The organism is Salinicola peritrichatus (genome assembly GCF_003206715.1).
Classification (GTDB): Bacteria; Pseudomonadota; Gammaproteobacteria; order Pseudomonadales; family Halomonadaceae; genus Salinicola; species Salinicola peritrichatus.
The window spans coordinates 1-18,032 of sequence record NZ_PZJU01000004.1 but is presented as its reverse complement, the minus strand read 5'-3'; the positions used below and the strand labels follow the sequence as shown (position 1 = coordinate 18,032).

At 64.2% G+C, this 18,032-nt stretch carries 14 protein-coding genes and 1 pseudogene; 4 read left to right on the top strand and 11 right to left on the bottom strand.

Annotated elements, in window-relative coordinates; translation table 11 throughout:
* Positions 1-159 precede the first annotated feature (159 nt).
* From hflC to DOM57_RS00915, 9 genes are all read right to left on the bottom strand, one after another.
* On the bottom strand, positions 160-1,128 hold the full coding sequence (hflC, locus tag DOM57_RS00955; protein ID WP_110647371.1) for a protease modulator HflC: 969 nt from the start codon (positions 1,126-1,128) through the stop codon (positions 160-162).
* On the bottom strand, positions 1,128-2,351 hold the full coding sequence (gene hflK, locus DOM57_RS00950) for an FtsH protease activity modulator HflK (RefSeq protein WP_110647370.1): 1,224 nt from the start codon (positions 2,349-2,351) through the stop codon (positions 1,128-1,130). Before hflK ends, hflC begins: the two co-directional genes overlap by 1 nt.
* Before the next feature lie 177 nt (positions 2,352-2,528).
* Positions 2,529-3,851: a ribosome rescue GTPase HflX gene (hflX, locus tag DOM57_RS00945; protein WP_110647369.1), complete on the bottom strand. Its 1,323-nt coding sequence runs from the start codon at positions 3,849-3,851 to the stop codon at positions 2,529-2,531.
* A gap of 14 nt (positions 3,852-3,865) precedes the next feature.
* Positions 3,866-4,117 (bottom strand): RNA chaperone Hfq, encoded by a 252-nt coding sequence (gene hfq, locus DOM57_RS00940; RefSeq protein WP_035469968.1) that lies wholly within the window; start codon positions 4,115-4,117, stop codon positions 3,866-3,868.
* 139 nt (positions 4,118-4,256) lie between these two features.
* Positions 4,257-5,168, bottom strand: coding sequence for a tRNA (adenosine(37)-N6)-dimethylallyltransferase MiaA (miaA, locus tag DOM57_RS00935; RefSeq protein WP_239496073.1), 912 nt, complete (start codon positions 5,166-5,168; stop codon positions 4,257-4,259).
* Between the two features lie 31 nt (positions 5,169-5,199).
* A complete protein-coding gene (mutL, locus tag DOM57_RS00930) occupies positions 5,200-7,152 on the bottom strand; it encodes a DNA mismatch repair endonuclease MutL (RefSeq protein WP_110647367.1) in 1,953 nt (650 codons plus the stop codon).
* Between the two features lie 169 nt (positions 7,153-7,321).
* Positions 7,322-8,743, bottom strand: a complete 1,422-nt coding sequence (locus DOM57_RS00925; RefSeq protein ID WP_239496070.1) for an N-acetylmuramoyl-L-alanine amidase — start codon at positions 8,741-8,743, stop codon at positions 7,322-7,324.
* A gap of 254 nt (positions 8,744-8,997) precedes the next feature.
* Positions 8,998-9,471, bottom strand: coding sequence for a tRNA (adenosine(37)-N6)-threonylcarbamoyltransferase complex ATPase subunit type 1 TsaE (gene tsaE / locus DOM57_RS00920; RefSeq protein ID WP_110647366.1), 474 nt, complete (start codon positions 9,469-9,471; stop codon positions 8,998-9,000).
* On the bottom strand, positions 9,455-10,993 hold the full coding sequence (locus DOM57_RS00915; protein WP_110647365.1) for an NAD(P)H-hydrate dehydratase: 1,539 nt from the start codon (positions 10,991-10,993) through the stop codon (positions 9,455-9,457). The genes tsaE and DOM57_RS00915 overlap by 17 nt, the downstream gene beginning before the upstream one ends.
* Before the next feature lie 104 nt (positions 10,994-11,097).
* On the opposite strand from DOM57_RS00915, the gene queG reads away from it, so the two are divergent.
* The gene (gene queG, locus DOM57_RS00910) at positions 11,098-12,189 is read left to right on the top strand and encodes a tRNA epoxyqueuosine(34) reductase QueG (RefSeq protein ID WP_110647364.1); all 1,092 of its coding nucleotides are present in this window, start codon (positions 11,098-11,100) and stop codon (positions 12,187-12,189) included.
* 127 nt (positions 12,190-12,316) lie between these two features.
* Here queG and orn read toward each other — a convergent pair whose 3' ends face one another.
* Complete coding sequence (orn, locus tag DOM57_RS00905) at positions 12,317-12,937, bottom strand: oligoribonuclease (RefSeq protein WP_110647363.1); 621 nt, start codon at positions 12,935-12,937, stop codon at positions 12,317-12,319.
* A gap of 105 nt (positions 12,938-13,042) precedes the next feature.
* Between orn and rsgA the strand changes: the two genes are divergently transcribed.
* A complete protein-coding gene (gene rsgA, locus DOM57_RS00900; protein ID WP_110647362.1) occupies positions 13,043-14,089 on the top strand; it encodes a small ribosomal subunit biogenesis GTPase RsgA in 1,047 nt (348 codons plus the stop codon).
* 490 nt (positions 14,090-14,579) lie between these two features.
* Here the strand turns inward: rsgA and DOM57_RS00895 are convergent, their stop codons facing one another.
* The gene (locus tag DOM57_RS00895) at positions 14,580-15,908 is read right to left on the bottom strand and encodes an NCS2 family permease (protein ID WP_420820204.1); all 1,329 of its coding nucleotides are present in this window, start codon (positions 15,906-15,908) and stop codon (positions 14,580-14,582) included.
* A 261-nt stretch (positions 15,909-16,169) separates the two neighbouring features.
* Here DOM57_RS00895 and DOM57_RS00890 point away from each other — a divergent pair.
* Positions 16,170-16,994: pseudogene (locus DOM57_RS00890) on the top strand (sulfurtransferase); the annotation flags it as partial.
* 137 nt (positions 16,995-17,131) lie between these two features.
* Positions 17,132-17,938, top strand: coding sequence for an archaetidylserine decarboxylase (gene asd / locus DOM57_RS00885; protein WP_239496062.1), 807 nt, complete (start codon positions 17,132-17,134; stop codon positions 17,936-17,938).
* Positions 17,939-18,032 lie beyond the last annotated feature (94 nt).

The following is an 18,032-nucleotide window of genomic DNA, read 5'->3' as shown; positions in this document are numbered from 1 at the left end:
ACGGCATTGCCACAAGGCGCGGCGGCGCGTGATGCTCGGACGTCCCGCACAAAAAAGCCGGGCATGACCCGGCAATGAAATGGTATCACGAAATGCCCGCGGAGAAATCCCGCGGGCCGTCGTTTTATCGGCAGCCCTTGCCGAGTTCAAGACAACGGTTCAAGGCGCCGACGCTCCCGCCTGCGGCGACGGATTCTTCAAGTAGCGGAAGAAATCGCTGTTTTCCGGGCTCAACACCAGCAGGTCCTTGCCCTCGCCGTTGAAGCTGTCGCGATAGGCCTGCATGGAGCGGTAGAAAGCGAAGAAATCGCGATCCTGCTGATAGGCGTTGGCGTAGATCTGCGCCGCCTGAGCATCCCCTTCGCCACGGGTGGTCTCGGCTTCCTGGCGGCCGCTGGCCAGGATCTCCTGACGCTGGCGGTCGGCATCGGCACGAATCGCCTCGGCCTGCTGCGACCCTTCGGCACGATAGGTGCGCGCCGCCTGCTCACGCTCGGAGTTCATGCGCTCGTAGACCGCCTGGGTCACCTCGGTGGGCAGCTCGATCCGCTTCACGCGGATGTCGAGGATATGCACCCCGAGCTCTTGGCGCATCGCCTGGTCGAGCTGCTGCACGGGTTCGACCATCAGCTCCTCGCGGGCGCCCTCCACCGTGTCGGCGCCCTTGTCCTCGCCCACCAACTGCCGGTTCTTACTCTCGGCGGCAATCCGCTCCTGGATGATGTCGGACATTTCGGTCTGGCCGAATTTGTTGCGCAGCGCCTCGTCGGTGCGCGGCGCGATCAGATTCTCGGCAACCTGAATGTCGCCGCGAGTCGCTTCGTAGAACTGACGCGGATCGGCGATCTTCCACTTGACGAAGGAGTCGACGATCACCGCCTTCGAGTCGGCGGTCAGGTAGCGCGTGGCGCTGGAGTCGACCGTCTGCACGCGCACATCGAAGATTCGCACGGTGTTGAAGATCGGCAGCTTGAAGTGCAACCCGGGGCCGATGTCGTTCTCGATCACCTCGCCGAAGCGCAGTTTGATCGCACGCTGGGTCTCGTTGACGATATAGAAGCTGGCGCTGGCGAACCAGGCGAGCAGCGCCAGAACGATGACGCCGATCAGGGCACGATTGTTAAACATTAGCGGCCCTCCCGCAGGCTGGAACCACTTGACTGCTGCGAGCTGCTGCTGTTCATGTGATCGACTACCTGTCTTGAAATCTGTTCGAGCTGTTGCGTGCTCATCGAAGACGAGCCATCGCCGCTGCGACTGCTACCGGCTTGCATCTGGTTGAGCGGCAGCACGGTTACCGCATCGCTGTCGCCGAGATCGACCAATGCCTTGGGCGTCTTGCTCAGCACCTGGCTAATGGTTTCCAGGTAGAGGCGCTGGCGCGTCACTTCCGGGGCCTGGCGATATTCGGTCAACAGCGAAATGAAGCGATTGGTCTGGCCCGTGGCGTCGGATACCACCGCCGCCTTGTAACCATCGGCTTCCTCGAGCAGACGCTGTTTCTGACCCTGCGCCTCGAGCACCACCGCCTGGCGATAGGCGTTGGCCTGGTTGATCGAGCGCTGACGCTCTTCGCGCGCGCGAATGACGTCGTCGAAGGCGTCCTGCACGCGATCCGGCGGCGAGGTCGATTCGACGTTGACGGTCTGCAGCCGCAACCCGGTGCCATAGGCATCCATGTAGGCGCTGAGACGGTCGAAGACGCGCTGCCCCAGGCGATCGCGACCGGTGGTCAGAATCTCCTGCAGATGCATGTTGCCCACTTCCTGGCGCAACGCGGAATCCATCGCGTTCTGCAGCGTCATTTCGGGTTCGTTGACGTTGACCAGGAAGGCGTGAGCGTCGCTGACCACGTACTGGGCGGAAACGCTCACGCGCACGATATTCTCGTCGCTGGTCAGCATCGAGTCGGTCTGGTTGGCCGAACGGATGCTGGTGACGTTGACGTTCTCGACCTGGTCCACGATCGGCGGATTCCAGTGGAGACCGGGATTGAGGGTGGCGGTGTACTTGCCGAAGCGGAACACCACGCCACGTTCGGACTGATCGATCAGATGGAAGCCGGAACCGGCCCAGATCACCACTGCCACGACCAGCACCAGGACCGGTAGCACGAAGGGGTTGCGCTTGCCGCTTCCGCCGTCGTTACCGCCGGTCCCGGGACGCTTGCCGCGGCCACCCAGCATGCGGTTGATCTTGTCCTGAAACTTCTTCAGCGCCTCGTCGAGGTCCGGCGGCCCCTGATTGTTGCCGCCATTGTTACCACCATTCCTTCCCGGACGACGGCCCCCTCCGCCGCTCCAAGGGTCCTGCTGGTTGTTGCCACCACCACCTGGCTCGTTCCAAGCCATACCTAAGTCTCCACTAATGCAGTCAAAGCGTTGCGTCAGGCATCGGGAGCACGAGCCGCCATGGCGTCCCGCCGCTGGCAAACAACGGGCATATTCGGCCTGATGTCGAATGCGTGTCGCCCTGCGTGGTTCGGATCCGATCGGACCACGAAGCTCCCCTGCGTATGTCCCTTCACTTCAGACCCGTTCCCAGTCAGCAACCGGTGTTTTTTCGTGAGCGGGTAAATAATCGTCGGCGCGTTCGCCCAAGCGAGCCATCATCTGCATAAACTCCCGCCGGGGCAAGCGAATCTCCAGATTCGTGCGGCCACTGTCATCGAAGTCTTCATGCCGCACGGCCTGTAAATCGTGCAGTGCCGCCCGTAGTCGACCCTGCTCGGGCGTCAGCGTCAAGCGGATATCGAGGATGTCCTCGGCCAGCCACTCGCCGACTGCCTCACGCAGCAGCTCGAGCCCCCGCCCTTCGCGCGCGGAGAGCCATACCACCTGAGGGCGCCCCTGCTCGTCGCGATCGATGCGCGGCGCCGTTCCCAGCAGATCGATCTTGTTCATCACCAGCAACCGTGGCACCTCGTCGGCGCCGATCTCGGCGAGAACGCTATCGACCTGCGCCACGTTGAGTTCCCGGTCCGGGTCGGCGGCATCGATCACATGGACCAACAGGCTCGCCTCGGCGGCTTCCTGCAGCGTCGCCTGGAAGGCTTCGACCAGCTTGTGCGGCAGATGGCGAATGAAGCCGACGGTATCGGCCAACACGACCTCGCCGACATCCGGCACGTCGAGACGCCGCAGCGTCGGATCGAGGGTGGCGAAGAGCTGGTCGGCGGCGTACACCTCGGAAGCGGTGATGGCGTTGAACAGCGTCGATTTGCCGGCATTGGTATAGCCGACCAGCGAGACGCTGGGAACCTCCGCGCGGGCCCGGGCACGCCGGTTCTGGTCGCGCTGGCGGCGCACCTTCTCGAGACGCTTGTGAATCGACTTGATCCGCGCCCGCAGCAGGCGGCGGTCGGTTTCGAGCTGGGTTTCCCCCGGACCGCGCAGACCGATACCGCCTTTCTGGCGCTCGAGGTGAGTCCAGCCACGCACCAGGCGCGTGGACATGTACTCGAGCTGGGCAAGCTCGACCTGCAGCTTGCCTTCGTGAGTTCGCGCGCGCTGCGCGAAAATATCGAGAATCAGGCCCGTTCGATCGAGCACGCGGCATTTGAGCGCACGCTCGAGATTGCGCTCCTGGGAGGGAGACAGGGCATGATTGAAGATGACCAGTTCGGCGTGGTGAGTCTCGAGCGCGTCTTTGACCTCGTCGAGTTTGCCACTGCCGATGAAGGAGCGAGGATCGGGACGGCGCCGACTCCCCTGAATCAGGGTCGCCGGCTCCGCTCCGGCGGAGCGCACCAGTTCCAGGAGTTCACCCGAATCTTCGCGCTCCTGCTCGTCCTGAAAGTCCACATGGACCAGAATCGCCGTTTCGCCGGCGTCGGGACGTTCGAAAAACAATCACAACCTCTCGATCAGTTATCGAGCCCGGGCGCGGCATTGGGGTCCTGCGGCGGCAACCGGACATTGCGTGACGGCACGACCGTCGAAATGGCGTGCTTGTAGACCATCTGACTGACGGTGTTACGCAGCAGGATGACGAACTGGTCGAAAGACTCGATCTGCCCCTGCAGCTTGATGCCATTGACGAGGAAAATGGAAACCGGAATGCGCTCCTTGCGCAAGATGTTCAGGTACGGATCCTGAAGGGACTGTCCTTTGGACATGTTGCTCTCCCTAATACTGTTATGAGTAGTGCTGTTTTAATATGGGCTACGGTTCGTTTCGCGATTCATTCCGACCCGGCATCGTAGCGCGGCATCGACCGCCGTCTGCAGTCGTCGTGACGAAGCCCACCATTTTACGCTAACTCCCGTGGTCACGCACGATTTTCGCGACCCGCTCCCAGACGTCCGGCGCGCTGCTGTCGATCCAGTGAAGATCGGGCCAGCGCCTTAGCCAGGTCAACTGACGCTTGGCCAGCTGACGGGTCGCCGCGATTCCCCGCTCGCGCAGGGTCTCGAGACCGTACGCCCCTTCGAGATACTCCCAGGCCTGCCGATAGCCGACGCTCCTCATCGAGGGGAGATCCGCATGAAGGTCGCCGCGTTGTTTCAATGTAGCCACTTCTGCCAGGAATCCACCATCCAGCATGGCCTCGAAGCGCTCGGCGATGCGTCGGTGCAAAACGGCGCGATCATGGGGTGCGAGCGCTATGGACAACAGTCGCCACGGAAAGTTTTCCCGTTGCTGGCGTCGCCAGTGCTCACTCAGCGGAATACCGCTCAAGCGGTAGACTTCCAGCGCGCGAATCAAACGCTGCCGGTTGCGCGGATGAATCGCCTCCGCCGCCGCCGGGTCGACCCTGGCCAATTCCGCATGCAACGCCTCGAAACCCGCGGCCTCGCCGCGCCGGCGGAGCGTCTCGCGCAGTTCCGGATCGGCCGGCGGCATGCTGGCCACGCCTTCCATCAGGCGCTTGGCGTACATCATGGTTCCGCCGACCAGCAGCGGCATTTTGCCGCAGCCGGTGATCTCGTGCATCGCCGCCAGCGCGTCGTCACGGAAGTCGGCGGCGGAGTAGCTGTCGGCCGGGTCGCGAATATTGATCAGCCGGTGCGGCGCCCGCGCGAGTTCGCCGGCCGAAGGCTTGGCGGTGCCGATATCCATGCCGCGATAGACCATCGCCGAGTCGACGCTGATCAGTTCACAGTCGAATCGTTCATGCAGGGCGATAGCGGTATCGGTCTTGCCGGCGGCGGTGGGGCCCAGCAGCATCACCGCCGCTGGACGGGAATCCTGCGTCACGTCATTGCCCCCGAAGGAACAGTTTGTCCAACTGCGCCATCGACATCTCGGTCCAGGTGGGGCGGCCGTGGTTGCACTGGCCGCTGCGCTCGGTGCGCTCCATGTCGCGCAGCAGCGCATTCATCTCCGGCACGCTCAACAGCCGATTGGCGCGCACGCTGCCATGGCAGGCCATGGTACTGAGCAGTTCGTTGATGCGGGTCTCGAGGCGGTCGGAACGTCCGAAGCGTTCGAGGTCGCCGAGCATGTCGCGGATCAATGGTTCGATATCGGCATCGGCGAGCAGCGCCGGTATCTGACGCACCAACAGTGTTTCCGGGCCGGCGGCATCGAGTTCGACGCCCAGCCGGCCGAACGCCTCCCGTTCACGCTCGGCGGTCTCGATCTCGCCCGCGCTGACCGCGATCGAGACCGGGACCAGCAGCGGCTGGGCATCCAGCGCGCCGGCATGAATCTGCTGCTTCATGCGCTCATAGACGATACGTTCGTGGGCAGCGTGCATGTCGACGATGACCATGCCGCGCTCGGTCTGCGAAAGAATGTAGACGCCATGCAGCTGGGCGATCGCATAGCCCAATGGCGGCGCCTGGGTATCGTCGCCCTCGGCCAGCGTCGCCACCGGCCTGGCGGGCCGCTCCCGCAGCGCGACCTCGGCGGCTTCTCCACCGGGCGCACCGGCGCCGCCTTCTCGCGGTGTGAGCAAGGTCGACTCGTGATCCGGATGCAGCGCGTGGTAGCCCGCCATGAACTCGCGGACACGCTGGGCCGGAGGCCGCTCGCGGTCCGTGCGCCAGCCGTCACTAGCCCCGCCGTTATCGACATCGCGCTGTCCGGCCAGCGGCATGCGTTGCTGCTGCCAGTCGGGTGTTGCCTGGGCCACGGCGGGCGCGCGCTGGTCTTCCTCCTCGGCGGCCTCCGCGACGCCGGCGCCGTTGGGCCGCACCTCCGCCAGCGCACGATGCAGGCTCGAGAACAGAAAATCGTGCACCAGGCGGCCATCGCGGAAGCGCACTTCGTGCTTGGTCGGATGCACGTTGACGTCGACGACCCGGGGATCGAGTTCCAGATAGAGCACGAACACCGGATGACGGCCATGGAACAGCACGTCGCGATAGGCCTGGCGAATCGCATGCGCCACCAGACGATCGCGTACCGTACGGCCATTGACGAAGAAATACTGCTGATCGGCCTGGGCACGCGAATGGGTCGGCAGGCCAACCCAGCCCCACAGGCGCAACCCCGACGCCTGCATGTCGACATGCAGCGCCTCGTCGATGAACCGCTTGCCGAGCAGCGCACCGATACGCCGTTCGCGGCCGGCCTGATCGCCGGCCACTGCGGGCAACTGATGCGCCACTTTCTGGTTGTGACGCAACAGCCAGGCGATATCGAAGCGTGACAACGCCAGGCGCCGGAACGCCTCCTCGACATGGCCGAACTCGGTCTTCTCGGTACGCAGGAACTTGCGTCGCGCCGGAGTATTGAAGAATAGATCGCGCACCAGCACCGAGGTACCGCGCGGATGCGGCGCCGGGGTCACTCGGGGCTCCATCTGGCGCCCTTCGGCGACGACTCGCCAACCACCGCTCGGATCGTCGGCGGCATTGGAGATCAACTCCAGGCGCGATACCGCGCTGATCGAGGCCAGCGCTTCACCGCGAAAGCCCAGGCTGGCGACGTCCTCGAGATCCTCCAGCGAAGCGATCTTGCTGGTGGCATGACGCGACAGCGCCAGCGGCAGATCGCTCTCGTCGATGCCGCTGCCGTCGTCGCGCACCCGAATCAGTCTCGACCCGCCGGCCTCCAGCTCGATCTCGATCCGCCGGCCACCGGCGTCGATGGCGTTCTCGACGATCTCCTTGACCACCGAAGCCGGCCGCTCGACCACTTCCCCGGCGGCAATCTGGTTGGCTAGCCGGGGATCGAGAATGCGTATGCGTGACGGCTCAGTCATGGCAACATCTCCCCACCGTCACCGCGCTCTGACTGAAAAATCGGCGAGCGACGGCCAGACAAGGCAAAAATCGGCGCAAAAGCGGAGTTTACGAGGTTGTAAATGAGCATTTTAAGCCGATTTTTAACGCAGTATGGGCGAGCGCAGGCATTTTTCCGGCAGAGCGTCGTCATGGAATGGTCAACACCTGCCCCACCCGGAGAATATCGCTGTCGAGGCCATTGGCCTGCTTCAGCGCCTTCATCGAGATGTTATGGCTCGCCGCCACCTGGGACAACGTATCGCCCGACTGGACGCGATATTCATTGCTGGCACCACCCCGGCCCTGGTCGCGTTGCCACGCCAACAGGCTCGAGGGCGGCGGATGCTGGCGAAAATGCGCCACGATGCCGGCGTAGATTGCCTGCGCCAGTTGCGCCTGATGTGCCGACGAGCGCAGCTGCGCCTCCTCGCGCGGATTCGAGATGAACCCGGTCTCGACCAGCAGCGAGGGAATGTCGGGCGATTTCAGCACCACGAACCCGGCCTGCTCGACGCCCGACTTGTGCAGCTTGTTGATCCGTCCCAACTGGTCGAGAACCTGGCCGCCGGTCGCCAGCGAGTCGTTCATGGTCGCGGTCATGGTCAGATCGAGCAGCACGCCGCGCAGGACTTCGTCCTTGTCGTCGAGGCTCAGGTTGCCGTCGACGCCGCCGATCAGATCCGACTGGTTCTCGGTCGCCGCCAGCCAACGGGCGGTTTCCGAGGTCGCGCCACTCTGCGACAGCGCATAGACCGAACTGCCGAAGGGCTGACTGCTGCGCACCGCGTCGGCGTGAATCGAGACGAAGAAGTCGGCCTTCTGCTGCCGCGCGATCAGCGTGCGCTGGCGCAGCCCGACATAGTAATCGCCATCGCGGGTCAAGAACGCCTTGAAGCCCGGCGTCTGGTCGAAACGCTGCTTCAGCTTGCGCGCGATATCGAGCACGACGTCCTTTTCGCGGGTGCCGTTGGGGCCGGTGGCACCCGGGTCCTCTCCGCCGTGCCCCGGATCGACGGCGATGATGATGTCGCGCTTGGGATGCGGTTGCGCCTCGACCGCGGCGGCCATCTCGTCGGCCTTCTCTTCATTGCCTTGCGCGACCGCTTCGGTCTGGGCGCGCTGCGCGGCGATCTCCTGGTCCCGAATCATCGCCTCGATGGGGTCGATCGGGTCCTCGACCGCACTCGCTCCCGGATAGACGAGATCGACCACCAGGCGATCGGAATACTGCTCGTTGGGCGGCAGGGTGAAACTCTTCGGCACCACCGCGCGATTGATGTCGAGCACGACGCGCAGGCCGCCACTTTCTCGCACGCCGGTGCGAACCTTGTCGATGGCGCTGTCATCCAGATCGAGCTTGTCGACGTCGAAATCCAGATCGGTGCTGTCGAGATCGATGACCACGCGATCGGGGTTGTCGAGGGTGAAGACGTTGGCGTTGGCCGGCCCCGACATGTCGAATACCAGACGTACATGGTCCGGGGCCGACCACAGCCGCATGTTATCGACCGTCACCGTCTGGGCCTGGACCTGGACGGCAGCGCCGAGACAGCCCAAGGAAACCAACATCGTCACCCCGTGACGACCCAGCATGCGCCGCCGAGCGCCGCAACCGGCAAGCGGCGTCACAGCCAGAGTCGTCAACGTCACAATCAAAGTCGTCAACGTAAAAAACAGCGTCGTCAACGTCAGGGCCATCAATGCAAAACCGGCGTGTCCGGCGCCGGTCGGTGGAAACGAGACATCCTCATCGTCGTCGGCGAGCGGCGTCTCTCGAACTTCTGTCAGCATTCAGCATCCCTGAGATTCAAAACATGGGTGACTTAAAAACATGGGTGACTCAAATCCGCCGGCAGTCCGGCCAGCACGGCATGCCCGTGTTCGCCATGGGCAACGGCCCAGGCCGTACGGCCCTCGCCGGCCAGCGCCAGATGGAGCTCGAGATCCGCTCTCGGCAACCATCCAGCCCCCCGGCTGGGCCACTCGATCAGACTCAGAGACTCGCTCCCGAGCATGTCGCGGGCACCGATGAACTCGAGCTCCTCGGGGTCGCCGAGGCGATAGAGATCGAAGTGGTAGATGTGGTAACGGCCGATTTCATACGGTTCGACCAGGGTATAGGTCGGGCTTTTTACCGCCCCGGTATGGCCATAGGCACGCAGGATTCCCCGTGCCAGGGTCGTCTTGCCGGCTCCCAGTTCGCCGATCAGATGAACCTGACCATGGCCTTCCAGGGCATGGCCCAGGGATTCTCCAAAGGCCACCTGGGCGGCTTCGTTGCTAAGCGTGATCGGCATGATTCGGTAAAGATTGAGGGTTGGCCAGACGTCGCGCATAGGATGCCAGATCGCTAGCCAGCAAACCACGCTCTCCTCCCGCTTCCGCGGCAGCGTCGGCCGCGAGGGCGTGAATCAGGACACCGATCCGCGCCGCCTCGGCGACGCCATCCACCTGCCCCAGCAGACCGGCGACGACGCCGGTCAGTGCGTCTCCCATGCCGCCACTGGCCATGCCGGGATTGCCGAATGGGCACAGCATCAGGCGTTCGCCGTCGAAGACCAGGCTGCCGGCGCCCTTGAGCACGATGGTTCCGCCCCAGCGCCGCTGCAGCTCGACGACGGCCTGGCGACGATCGCGCTGGACCTCTGCCGTCGAGCACCCCAGCAGGCGCGCCGCCTCGCCCGGGTGCGGTGTCAGCACCCAATCGTCGCGCCGATATCCTTCCCAGCGCGCGGCCAGCAGGTTGAGCCCGTCGGCATCGATCACGCAGGGTTTACCGGCTTCCAGCACGCAACGCAGCGCGGCCTGGCCCCAGGCGCCGGTGCCGATGCCGGGCCCCGCGGCAAGGACATCGGCGGCAGCGATCAGCGAAGCCAGGTCGGGCGTGCCACGAACGCCATGCGCCATGATTTCGGGGAACCGGGTCAGACTGGCCGAGACGTGCGCGGGATCGGTGGCCAGGCTCACCTTGCCGGCACCGATGCGAGCCACCATCTCACTGGTCATCAGCGCCGCGCCCCCCATGCCGGGTGCACCGGCGACCACCAGCACGTGGCCGTGGGCCCCCTTGTGACTGTTGGGCGAGCGCGCCGGCAGCGCCGCTGCGATATCGCGCCGCGACTGGCGCCAGGCGACCGGTGTCAGATCGGCATGGCGGCGACCATCGACGCCCAGGTCCGCATGCACGACGTCGCCGACGTAATCCAGCGCGGCGCCGGTATGCAGTCCGAACTTGTCGCCGATGAAGGTGATCGTCATCGTCGCCTGCACCGCCGCGGCTTCGACGTGCCCGGTATCGACGTCGACGCCGGACGGCACGTCGATGGCGATGACCGGCCGCGCCGCGGCGTTCACCTGGGCGATCGCCGCGGCGTACGGTTCCCGCGGCGCCCCCTTGGCGCCGGTGCCGAGCATGGCGTCGACCATGATCTCGCCGTCCAGGGTCAGTTCGTCGTCCCAGCTCACCGCCTCGACTCCGGCCTCCTCGGCCAGCGCATGGGCGCGCCGCGCATCGCCTGCGAGCTCGCCGGGGGGTTTCAGCGCCACCAGATCCACCGCCAATCCATCGGCCGCGGCCAGGGCCGCGACGACATAGCCATCGCCACCGTTATTGCCGCCACCGCAGAGCACGCAAAGCCGTCGTACCCACGGCCAGCGCGCACGCAAGGCGTCGTAAGCGGCCTCGCCGGCACGCCGCATGAGTGCGAAGCCGTCACCCTCGGTAGCGATGGTCCGCCGGTCGAGCTCGCGAACCTGCTCGGCCGAATACAGCGGATGCTGATGAGAGGAGAGCGGACGTTGATGAGAAGAGACGGACATCTTGGCTCCTGTCGAATTAGGTAGCGGCAACGGAGGATGCCGCTGAACCTATAGTGGTGTAGGGTAGCGCACCCAGACTCCCAATCCTTGCTTCTCGAAGCGCCATGTCACAGCCATCGAGCATCGACTTCGACGATCTCGCCTCGCGCATCAAGCAGTGGGGGCGCGAACTCGGCTTCCAGGCCATCGGTATCACCGATACCGACCTGGCAAGCCATGAGCGCTACCTCGAGCGTTGGCTGGCGGCCGGCCACCACGGCGAGATGGACTACATGGCCAGGCACGGCACCAAGCGCACACGCCCTCAGGAGTTGGTTCCCGGCACCCTGCGCGTGATCAGCGCGCGCATGGACTACCTGCCGCCCGAGATCGAGACCACCAAGGTATTGGGACAACCGAGCAAGGCTTACGTTTCACGCTATGCCCTCGGACGCGATTATCACAAGCTGATTCGCAAGCGCCTGGACCAGTTGGCACGCCGGATCGAGCAGGAAGTCGGGCGGATCGGCTACCGTGCCTTCGTCGATTCGGCCCCGGTGATGGAGCGCGCGCTCGCCCAGAAGGCCGGGCTCGGCTGGTTCGGCAAGAACGCCATGCTGCTCAATCCCCAGGCGGGGTCGCTGTTCTTCCTCGGCGAACTCTACACCGATCTGCCGTTACCGCTGGACCCGGCGTTCGAACGCGAACACTGCGGCTCCTGCTCGAATTGCCGAACGGCCTGCCCCACCGGCGCGATCATCGACGACAAGGTGATCGACGCGCGGCGCTGCATCTCGTATCTGACCATCGAACTGCACGGCAGCATCCCGCTCGAGTTCCGCCGCGCCATGGGCAATCGCATCTACGGTTGCGATGATTGCCAACTGGTGTGCCCGTTCACCCGCTTCACCCGCGCCAGCGCCGAGCCGGACTTCGCTCCGCGTCACAACCTCGACCGCGCCGAACTGATCGAGCTGTTCGCCTGGAGCGAGGCCGAGTTCCTCAAGCGCACCGAAGGCAGCGCGATCCGACGCATCGGCTACGAACGCTGGCTGCGCAATCTCGCCGTGGGGCTGGGCAACGCGCCCTGGAGCGAGCGCGTCGAAAGCGCCCTGCGTGCACGCCTCGCCTACCCTTCCGACCTGGTTCGCGAGCACGTTCGCTGGGCACTGGAAGAGCAACGGATCAAGCGCGAGGCGCGCATCGCCAGCGTTTAGGAAAACGCTGCATAAATGTCTGCGCAGACGAATCGCTGCGTTACGCGGTGCTCGCAATCCTCACCTATACCCCATAGGCTCCGGTTGCTGCGCTCCGGGCGCCTTGCACTTCATTCTGCTCGCCGATTTATTCAGCATTTCCTTGGCCCGCCTGATTCTGAAGCTTCAGAAACGTCTCCCGATAATGCCGAAGCTCCGCCAGCGACTCGCGGATATCGTCCAGCGCCTGATGCGTGTTGCGCTTGGTGAAGCTCTCCGCGGCCGCCGGATTCCAGCGCTTGGCCAGTTCCTTGAGCGTCGAGACATCGAGATTGCGGTAGTGGAAGAAATTATTGAGCGCCGGCATCTCGCGCTCCAGAAAACGCCGGTCCTGATGCACGCTGTTGCCGCATACCGGTGATGAGCCGGGCGTCACGTAGCCGGCGAGAAACTCGAGCGTGCGGCGTTCGGCTTCGGCGGTATCGACCAGGCTTGCGCGCACGCGCTCGATCAGCCCCGAGTCGCCGTGCGTCTTCCTGTTCCAGTCGTCCATGCCATCGAGCAGCGCCTGCGGCTGATGCACGGCCAGCACCGGCCCCTCGGCGATCAGTTCGAGATTGTCATCGGTGATCAACGTCGCGACCTCGATGATGCGCTCGCGGTTGGGATCGAGCCCGGTCATTTCCAGGTCGATCCAGACCAGGAGATCGCTGCGCACGGTGGAAGGAGCGCTGGAAGAAGGAACTGGGGAAACAGAAGATGCCGGCATGAAAAGCTCCAGATCGATGCCGCCGCGCGACAGATGCGGGCGGACACGGCGGATAGGGATGGCTACAATGCCGCCATTCTACCTTCCCGCCAGGATCGATGGGCAATGAGCCGACGCAAACTGACTCGCCAGCAGCGCTGGCGCGTGGAAAAAGTCCAGGCCGAACGGGCCGAGCGGGCCTCGCGACGGGCCGCACGCGACACCGCAGGTCTCGAGGCGGGCGAATACGGTGGCGAACGCCCCGGCCGGGTCGCGGCGCATTTCGGCCGCTCGCTGGAAGTCGAGGCAACGGACGGCGAGCAGGTTTCCCGCCATCGCTGCCATCTGCGCGCCAATCTCGAAGGGCTGGTCACCGGCGACAACGTGATCTGGCGCGAGGCCAATGACGGCAGCGGCGTGGTGGTGGCCCGCGGCGAACGTGCCAGCGTCCTCGAGCGCCCCGATGCCCACGGCCAACTACGCCCGGTGGCCGCCAACATCGACCAGATCCTAATCGTCATCGCCACCGAGCCCGCGCCTCATGCCAATCTGATCGACCGCTATCTGGTCGCCGCCGAGAACACCGGCATCCCACCGGTGCTGGTGCTCAATAAGAGCGACCTGCTGCCCAGCGAAGGCGGCGCGGTGCGGGCACTACTCGCACGCTACGCCGCGCTCGGCTACCCGCTGGTCGAGGCCTCGGCACGTCAGGCCCATGGCCTGGATACCCTGCATGCCCGGCTCGCCGGTCGTACCTCGGTGTTCGTCGGCCAGAGCGGGGTCGGCAAATCCTCGCTGATCGGCCGCCTGCTGCCCGGCGAGACGCTGCGTATCGGCGCGCTCTCCGAGGACACTCGCAAGGGCAAGCACACCACCACCACCGCCCGGCTCTACCCGCTGCCGGAAAACGGCGAGGCCGGCCGCCCCCGCGAGGGCGACCTGATCGATTCCCCCGGCATCCGCGAATTCGGCCTGTGGCATCTCGACGAGCGCGAACTCGCCGAAGGCTTCATCGAGTTCCGCCCGTTCTTCGGCCACTGCCGCTTCCGCGACTGCCGTCACCGGGAAGAACCCGGCTGCGCCCTGATCGAGGCGGTCGGACGTGGCGATATCCATCCCGAACGCTTCGCCAGCTTTCAGCGCATCAGAGACGATATCGCCGCGCCCTCCTGAGAGCCACCAAGATTTATCGAAGCCGCCCCAGGCGCCTTTCAAGACGACGCTGAACGGCTCCCGCTGAGCCGGGTCTTGTGGCATGGATGCCACAAGAGGCGCGCCTGGACAGGGATGTCCTTGCGCGCCGACCCGAGCATAAGCGGAAGTCGTTCAGGGTTTCGTCGTCTTGTGGCGCGAAAAGAGGGGGAGCGACGAGGGGGCGAGCGTTAAGCCCCCTCGTCACGTCGAGCAATAGGCTGGATCAAGACTCGACAGTCGTAGCCCCACCACAAGGAACGCGTCATCCAGGCATGATTTTGATGGTAAAAAAGATCGCCGCGTTCTGGGACGCGGCAATCTTGGTAGTGTTGATAGATTCGGCCGTCAGCCAGGCTCGTCGAGCGATCAATCGAGGCAAATAGCGGCGAGAAAACGGAGTTTACGTGTCTGTAAATGAGTATTTCGAGCCGCTTTTTAATAAAGAGTGATCGAGCGTAGACAGCCTGGATCAGCCTTCGAACAACATCAGGACGGAAAGGAAGAACAGCACCCACATCGCCGGGCGTACTTCGCGTGATTTACCGACACCGACTTTGACCACCACGTAGGTCAGGAAACCGAACACCACGCCGTGGGTGATCGAGTAGGTCAGCGGAATCAGCAGCATCGCCACGAAGGCCGGAATCGCGTCGTCGTACTGTTGCCAGTCGATGGTGCGGATCGGCGAGAGCATGAACACCCCGACCATGATCAGCGCCGGCGCGGTAGCGATCGCCGGTACCAGAGCCAGCAGCGGCGACAGGAACAGGAATGGCAGGAATAGCAGCCCAGCCACCACCGCAACCAGTCCGGAACGGCCACCCTGGCTGATGCCGGCGGCGGATTCGACATAGGCGTTGGCCGGGCTGGTACCGAGCGGCGCCGAAACCAGCGCGGAGAAGGCATCGACCATCATCGAGCGGCGGATATTGCGCGGCTCGCCGTGTTCGTCGAGCAGATTGCCCGCCTGACACACGCCGATGAAGGTCGACATCGCATCGAAGAAGGTGGTGAACAGAATCACGAAGATGAACGGCCAGTAGGCGACCGACAGCGCGCCGACGAAATCGACTTGCCCCATGGCGCCGAAATCGGGCCAGGCGAAGACTCCCTGAAAATTGACCAGCGTCGGCGAACCGGTGGGCGACATCGCGCTGGCATCGCCCCACAGGCGACCGATGGGAATGGCCAGAACCGTGGTGATGACGATACCCAGAATCAGCGCACCCTGTACGCGCCGAGCCACCAGCACCGCGGTAATACCCAGCCCGACCAGAAAGGTGACGAGGGTCGGCGTCATATCACCGAGCCCGACGACCGTCGCCGGGTTGGAAACCAGCATGCCGGCGTTGACCAGACCGATCACCGTGATGAAAAGGCCGATACCGCAGGCGATGGCGTGGCGTAGCGTCGCCGGGATCGCGTCGACCACATAACGACGTACGTTGAACAGCGCCAGGATGCCGAACAGCACGCCCGACCAGAACACGCAGCCCAGCGCCGTCTGCCACGGAATCCCCGCGCCCATCACCATGGTGTAGGTGAACAGCGCATTGATACCCATGCCCGGGGCGACCAGGATCGGGTTGCGCGCGTAGAGCCCCATCATCACGCTGCCGAAGAAGCTGATCAGCACGGTTGCCGTCAGCGCCCCGGCGAACGGCACCCCGGCACTGGAGAGAATGGAAGGATTGACCACGATGATGTACATCGCCGCCAGGAAGGTGGCTACACCTGCCAACACTTCGGTCTTCGGCGTCGTCTCAAGCGAACGCAGGGAAAACAATTTTTCGAGCACGCAGAATCTCCTGGCAATCATGATTGTTATTGATGATGCGAACGGCGTCGCACCGGTGAATTTTGTATACGACGAAAGTCCCCATGAAAAGAGCCGAGAAGGATTTCGTGCCTAAATCACGCCTGGCCTCTCTCGAGCGGCGCGCAGTATAGCGAATCCGGCCGGCTCGTGCCGCCGCCGCCAAGTTGCCATTCATCTACCTACTCAGGCTGGCGTGTGCCATCATCGCTTCATGACACTCGATCGCGACAGGAGTCCGCCATGAGCTCGGAAACGCCGCAGCTGCCCCTGATTCTGGACCCGGCCACGCTGGCCGCCCATCTCGACGATCCGCATCTGCTGGTCATCGATGTCCCGCTCAAGGCCGAAAGCTACACCGAGGGCCATGTGCCGGGCGCCGTGTTTCTCGATCATCGCCGGCTACTGGCAAATACCGGCGAAGTGCCCAACGACGTGCCTTCCGAAGCCGCCTTGAGCACGCTGTTCTCCGAACTCGGGCTGACCCCGCAAACCCATGTCGTCGCCTACGACGACGAAGGCGGCGGCTGGGCCGGGCGTCTACTCTGGACCCTGGAACTGATCGGGCACCGCCGTTACTCGTACCTCAACGGCGGCATTCATGCCTGGCGTGCCGACGGCCAGCCGATCTCCACCGAGGCCAGCCAACCGACACCGAGCGACTACCAGGCAGCCTACCTGAATCCGCAGGCCCAGATTCGCCGCGAGGAGCTTATCGAGCGTCTCGGCGAACCCGGCCTGGCGGTATGGGACGCCCGTTCCGAGGAAGAATATCGCGGCACCAAGGGCCAGAACCGCAAGCTCGGCCATATCCCCGGCGCGGTCAACTTCGACTGGCTCGACGTGATGGACAAGAATCGCGACCTGCGCCTGCGCGACTACGCCGAACTCATTTCGGAGCTGGAAGCCCGCGGCCTGACGCCGGACAAGGAGATCGTCACCCATTGCCAGAGCCATCATCGCAGCGGCCTGACCTGGCTCGCCGCCAAGGCGCTGGGTTACGACAACATCCGCGCCTACCCCGGCTCGTGGAAGGAATGGGGCAACCGCGACGAGACGCCGGTCGAGNNCAGCTTAAAGCTTATAGCTCCGGGCGAAGCCCGGTTGCACCGACCCTGCAGTCCCGCTACCTTGTCCGCCTTCCAAACTTCGGGGTCGCCACCACCGTGGATCGTCAGGAACTCTTCGCCAGGATTCAGTATCCGTTGCCGCAGCACGCCATTTCGCGACTGATCGGTAAGATTGCCGATTGCCGCATCGACTGGGTCAAGGACCTGTTCATCCGCCGCTTCATTCATACCTACGGGGTCGACATGCAGCAGGCACTCGAACCCGATCCATCAGCCTATGCCTGCTTCAACGACTTCTTCACCCGCGCGCTCAAGCCCGATGCACGCCCCATCGGCGAAGGGCTGGTATCGCCGGCGGATGGCGTGCTGTCGCGTTTCGGCCGGATCGAGCACGGCACCCTGATCCAGGCCAAGGGCCAGACCTATTCGCTCAATGCGCTGCTCGGCGGCGATGTTGCGCGGGCGGCCCCGTTCCGCCAGGGCAGCTTCGCCACGGTCTACCTCTCGCCCAAGGATTATCACCGCGTTCACATGCCGATCACCGGCACCCTGCGGGAAATGACCTATGTGCCGGGGCGGCTGTTTTCGGTCAATCAGGCAACCGCCAATCACGTCCCTGGCCTGTTCGCCCGCAACGAGCGTCTGGTGTGCATCTTCGATACCGAACATGGACCGCTGGCGATGGTGCTGGTCGGCGCGATGATCGTCGCCGCCATCGAAACGACCTGGGCAGGCCAGATCACGCCACTCAGTGGCCGGGTGCAGACGACCCGCTTCGACGAACCGATCGTGATCGAAAAGGGCCAGGAAATGGGGCGCTTCAAGCTCGGCTCCACCGTGGTGATGTGCCTGGGGCGCGAGACCGCGTTCGGCGACTTCAACCCCCTGGGTCACCCGATCAGCATGGGCCAGTCGCTGGGCGATTATCCTGGCAAGCCATAACCCAAAAACCAGCGCCGAGACTTCTGGCATCACGCCAGCGAAGGCCCCAAATATGCGGCCAGCAATGACCAAGTATAAAAGTAACTATTCAGGT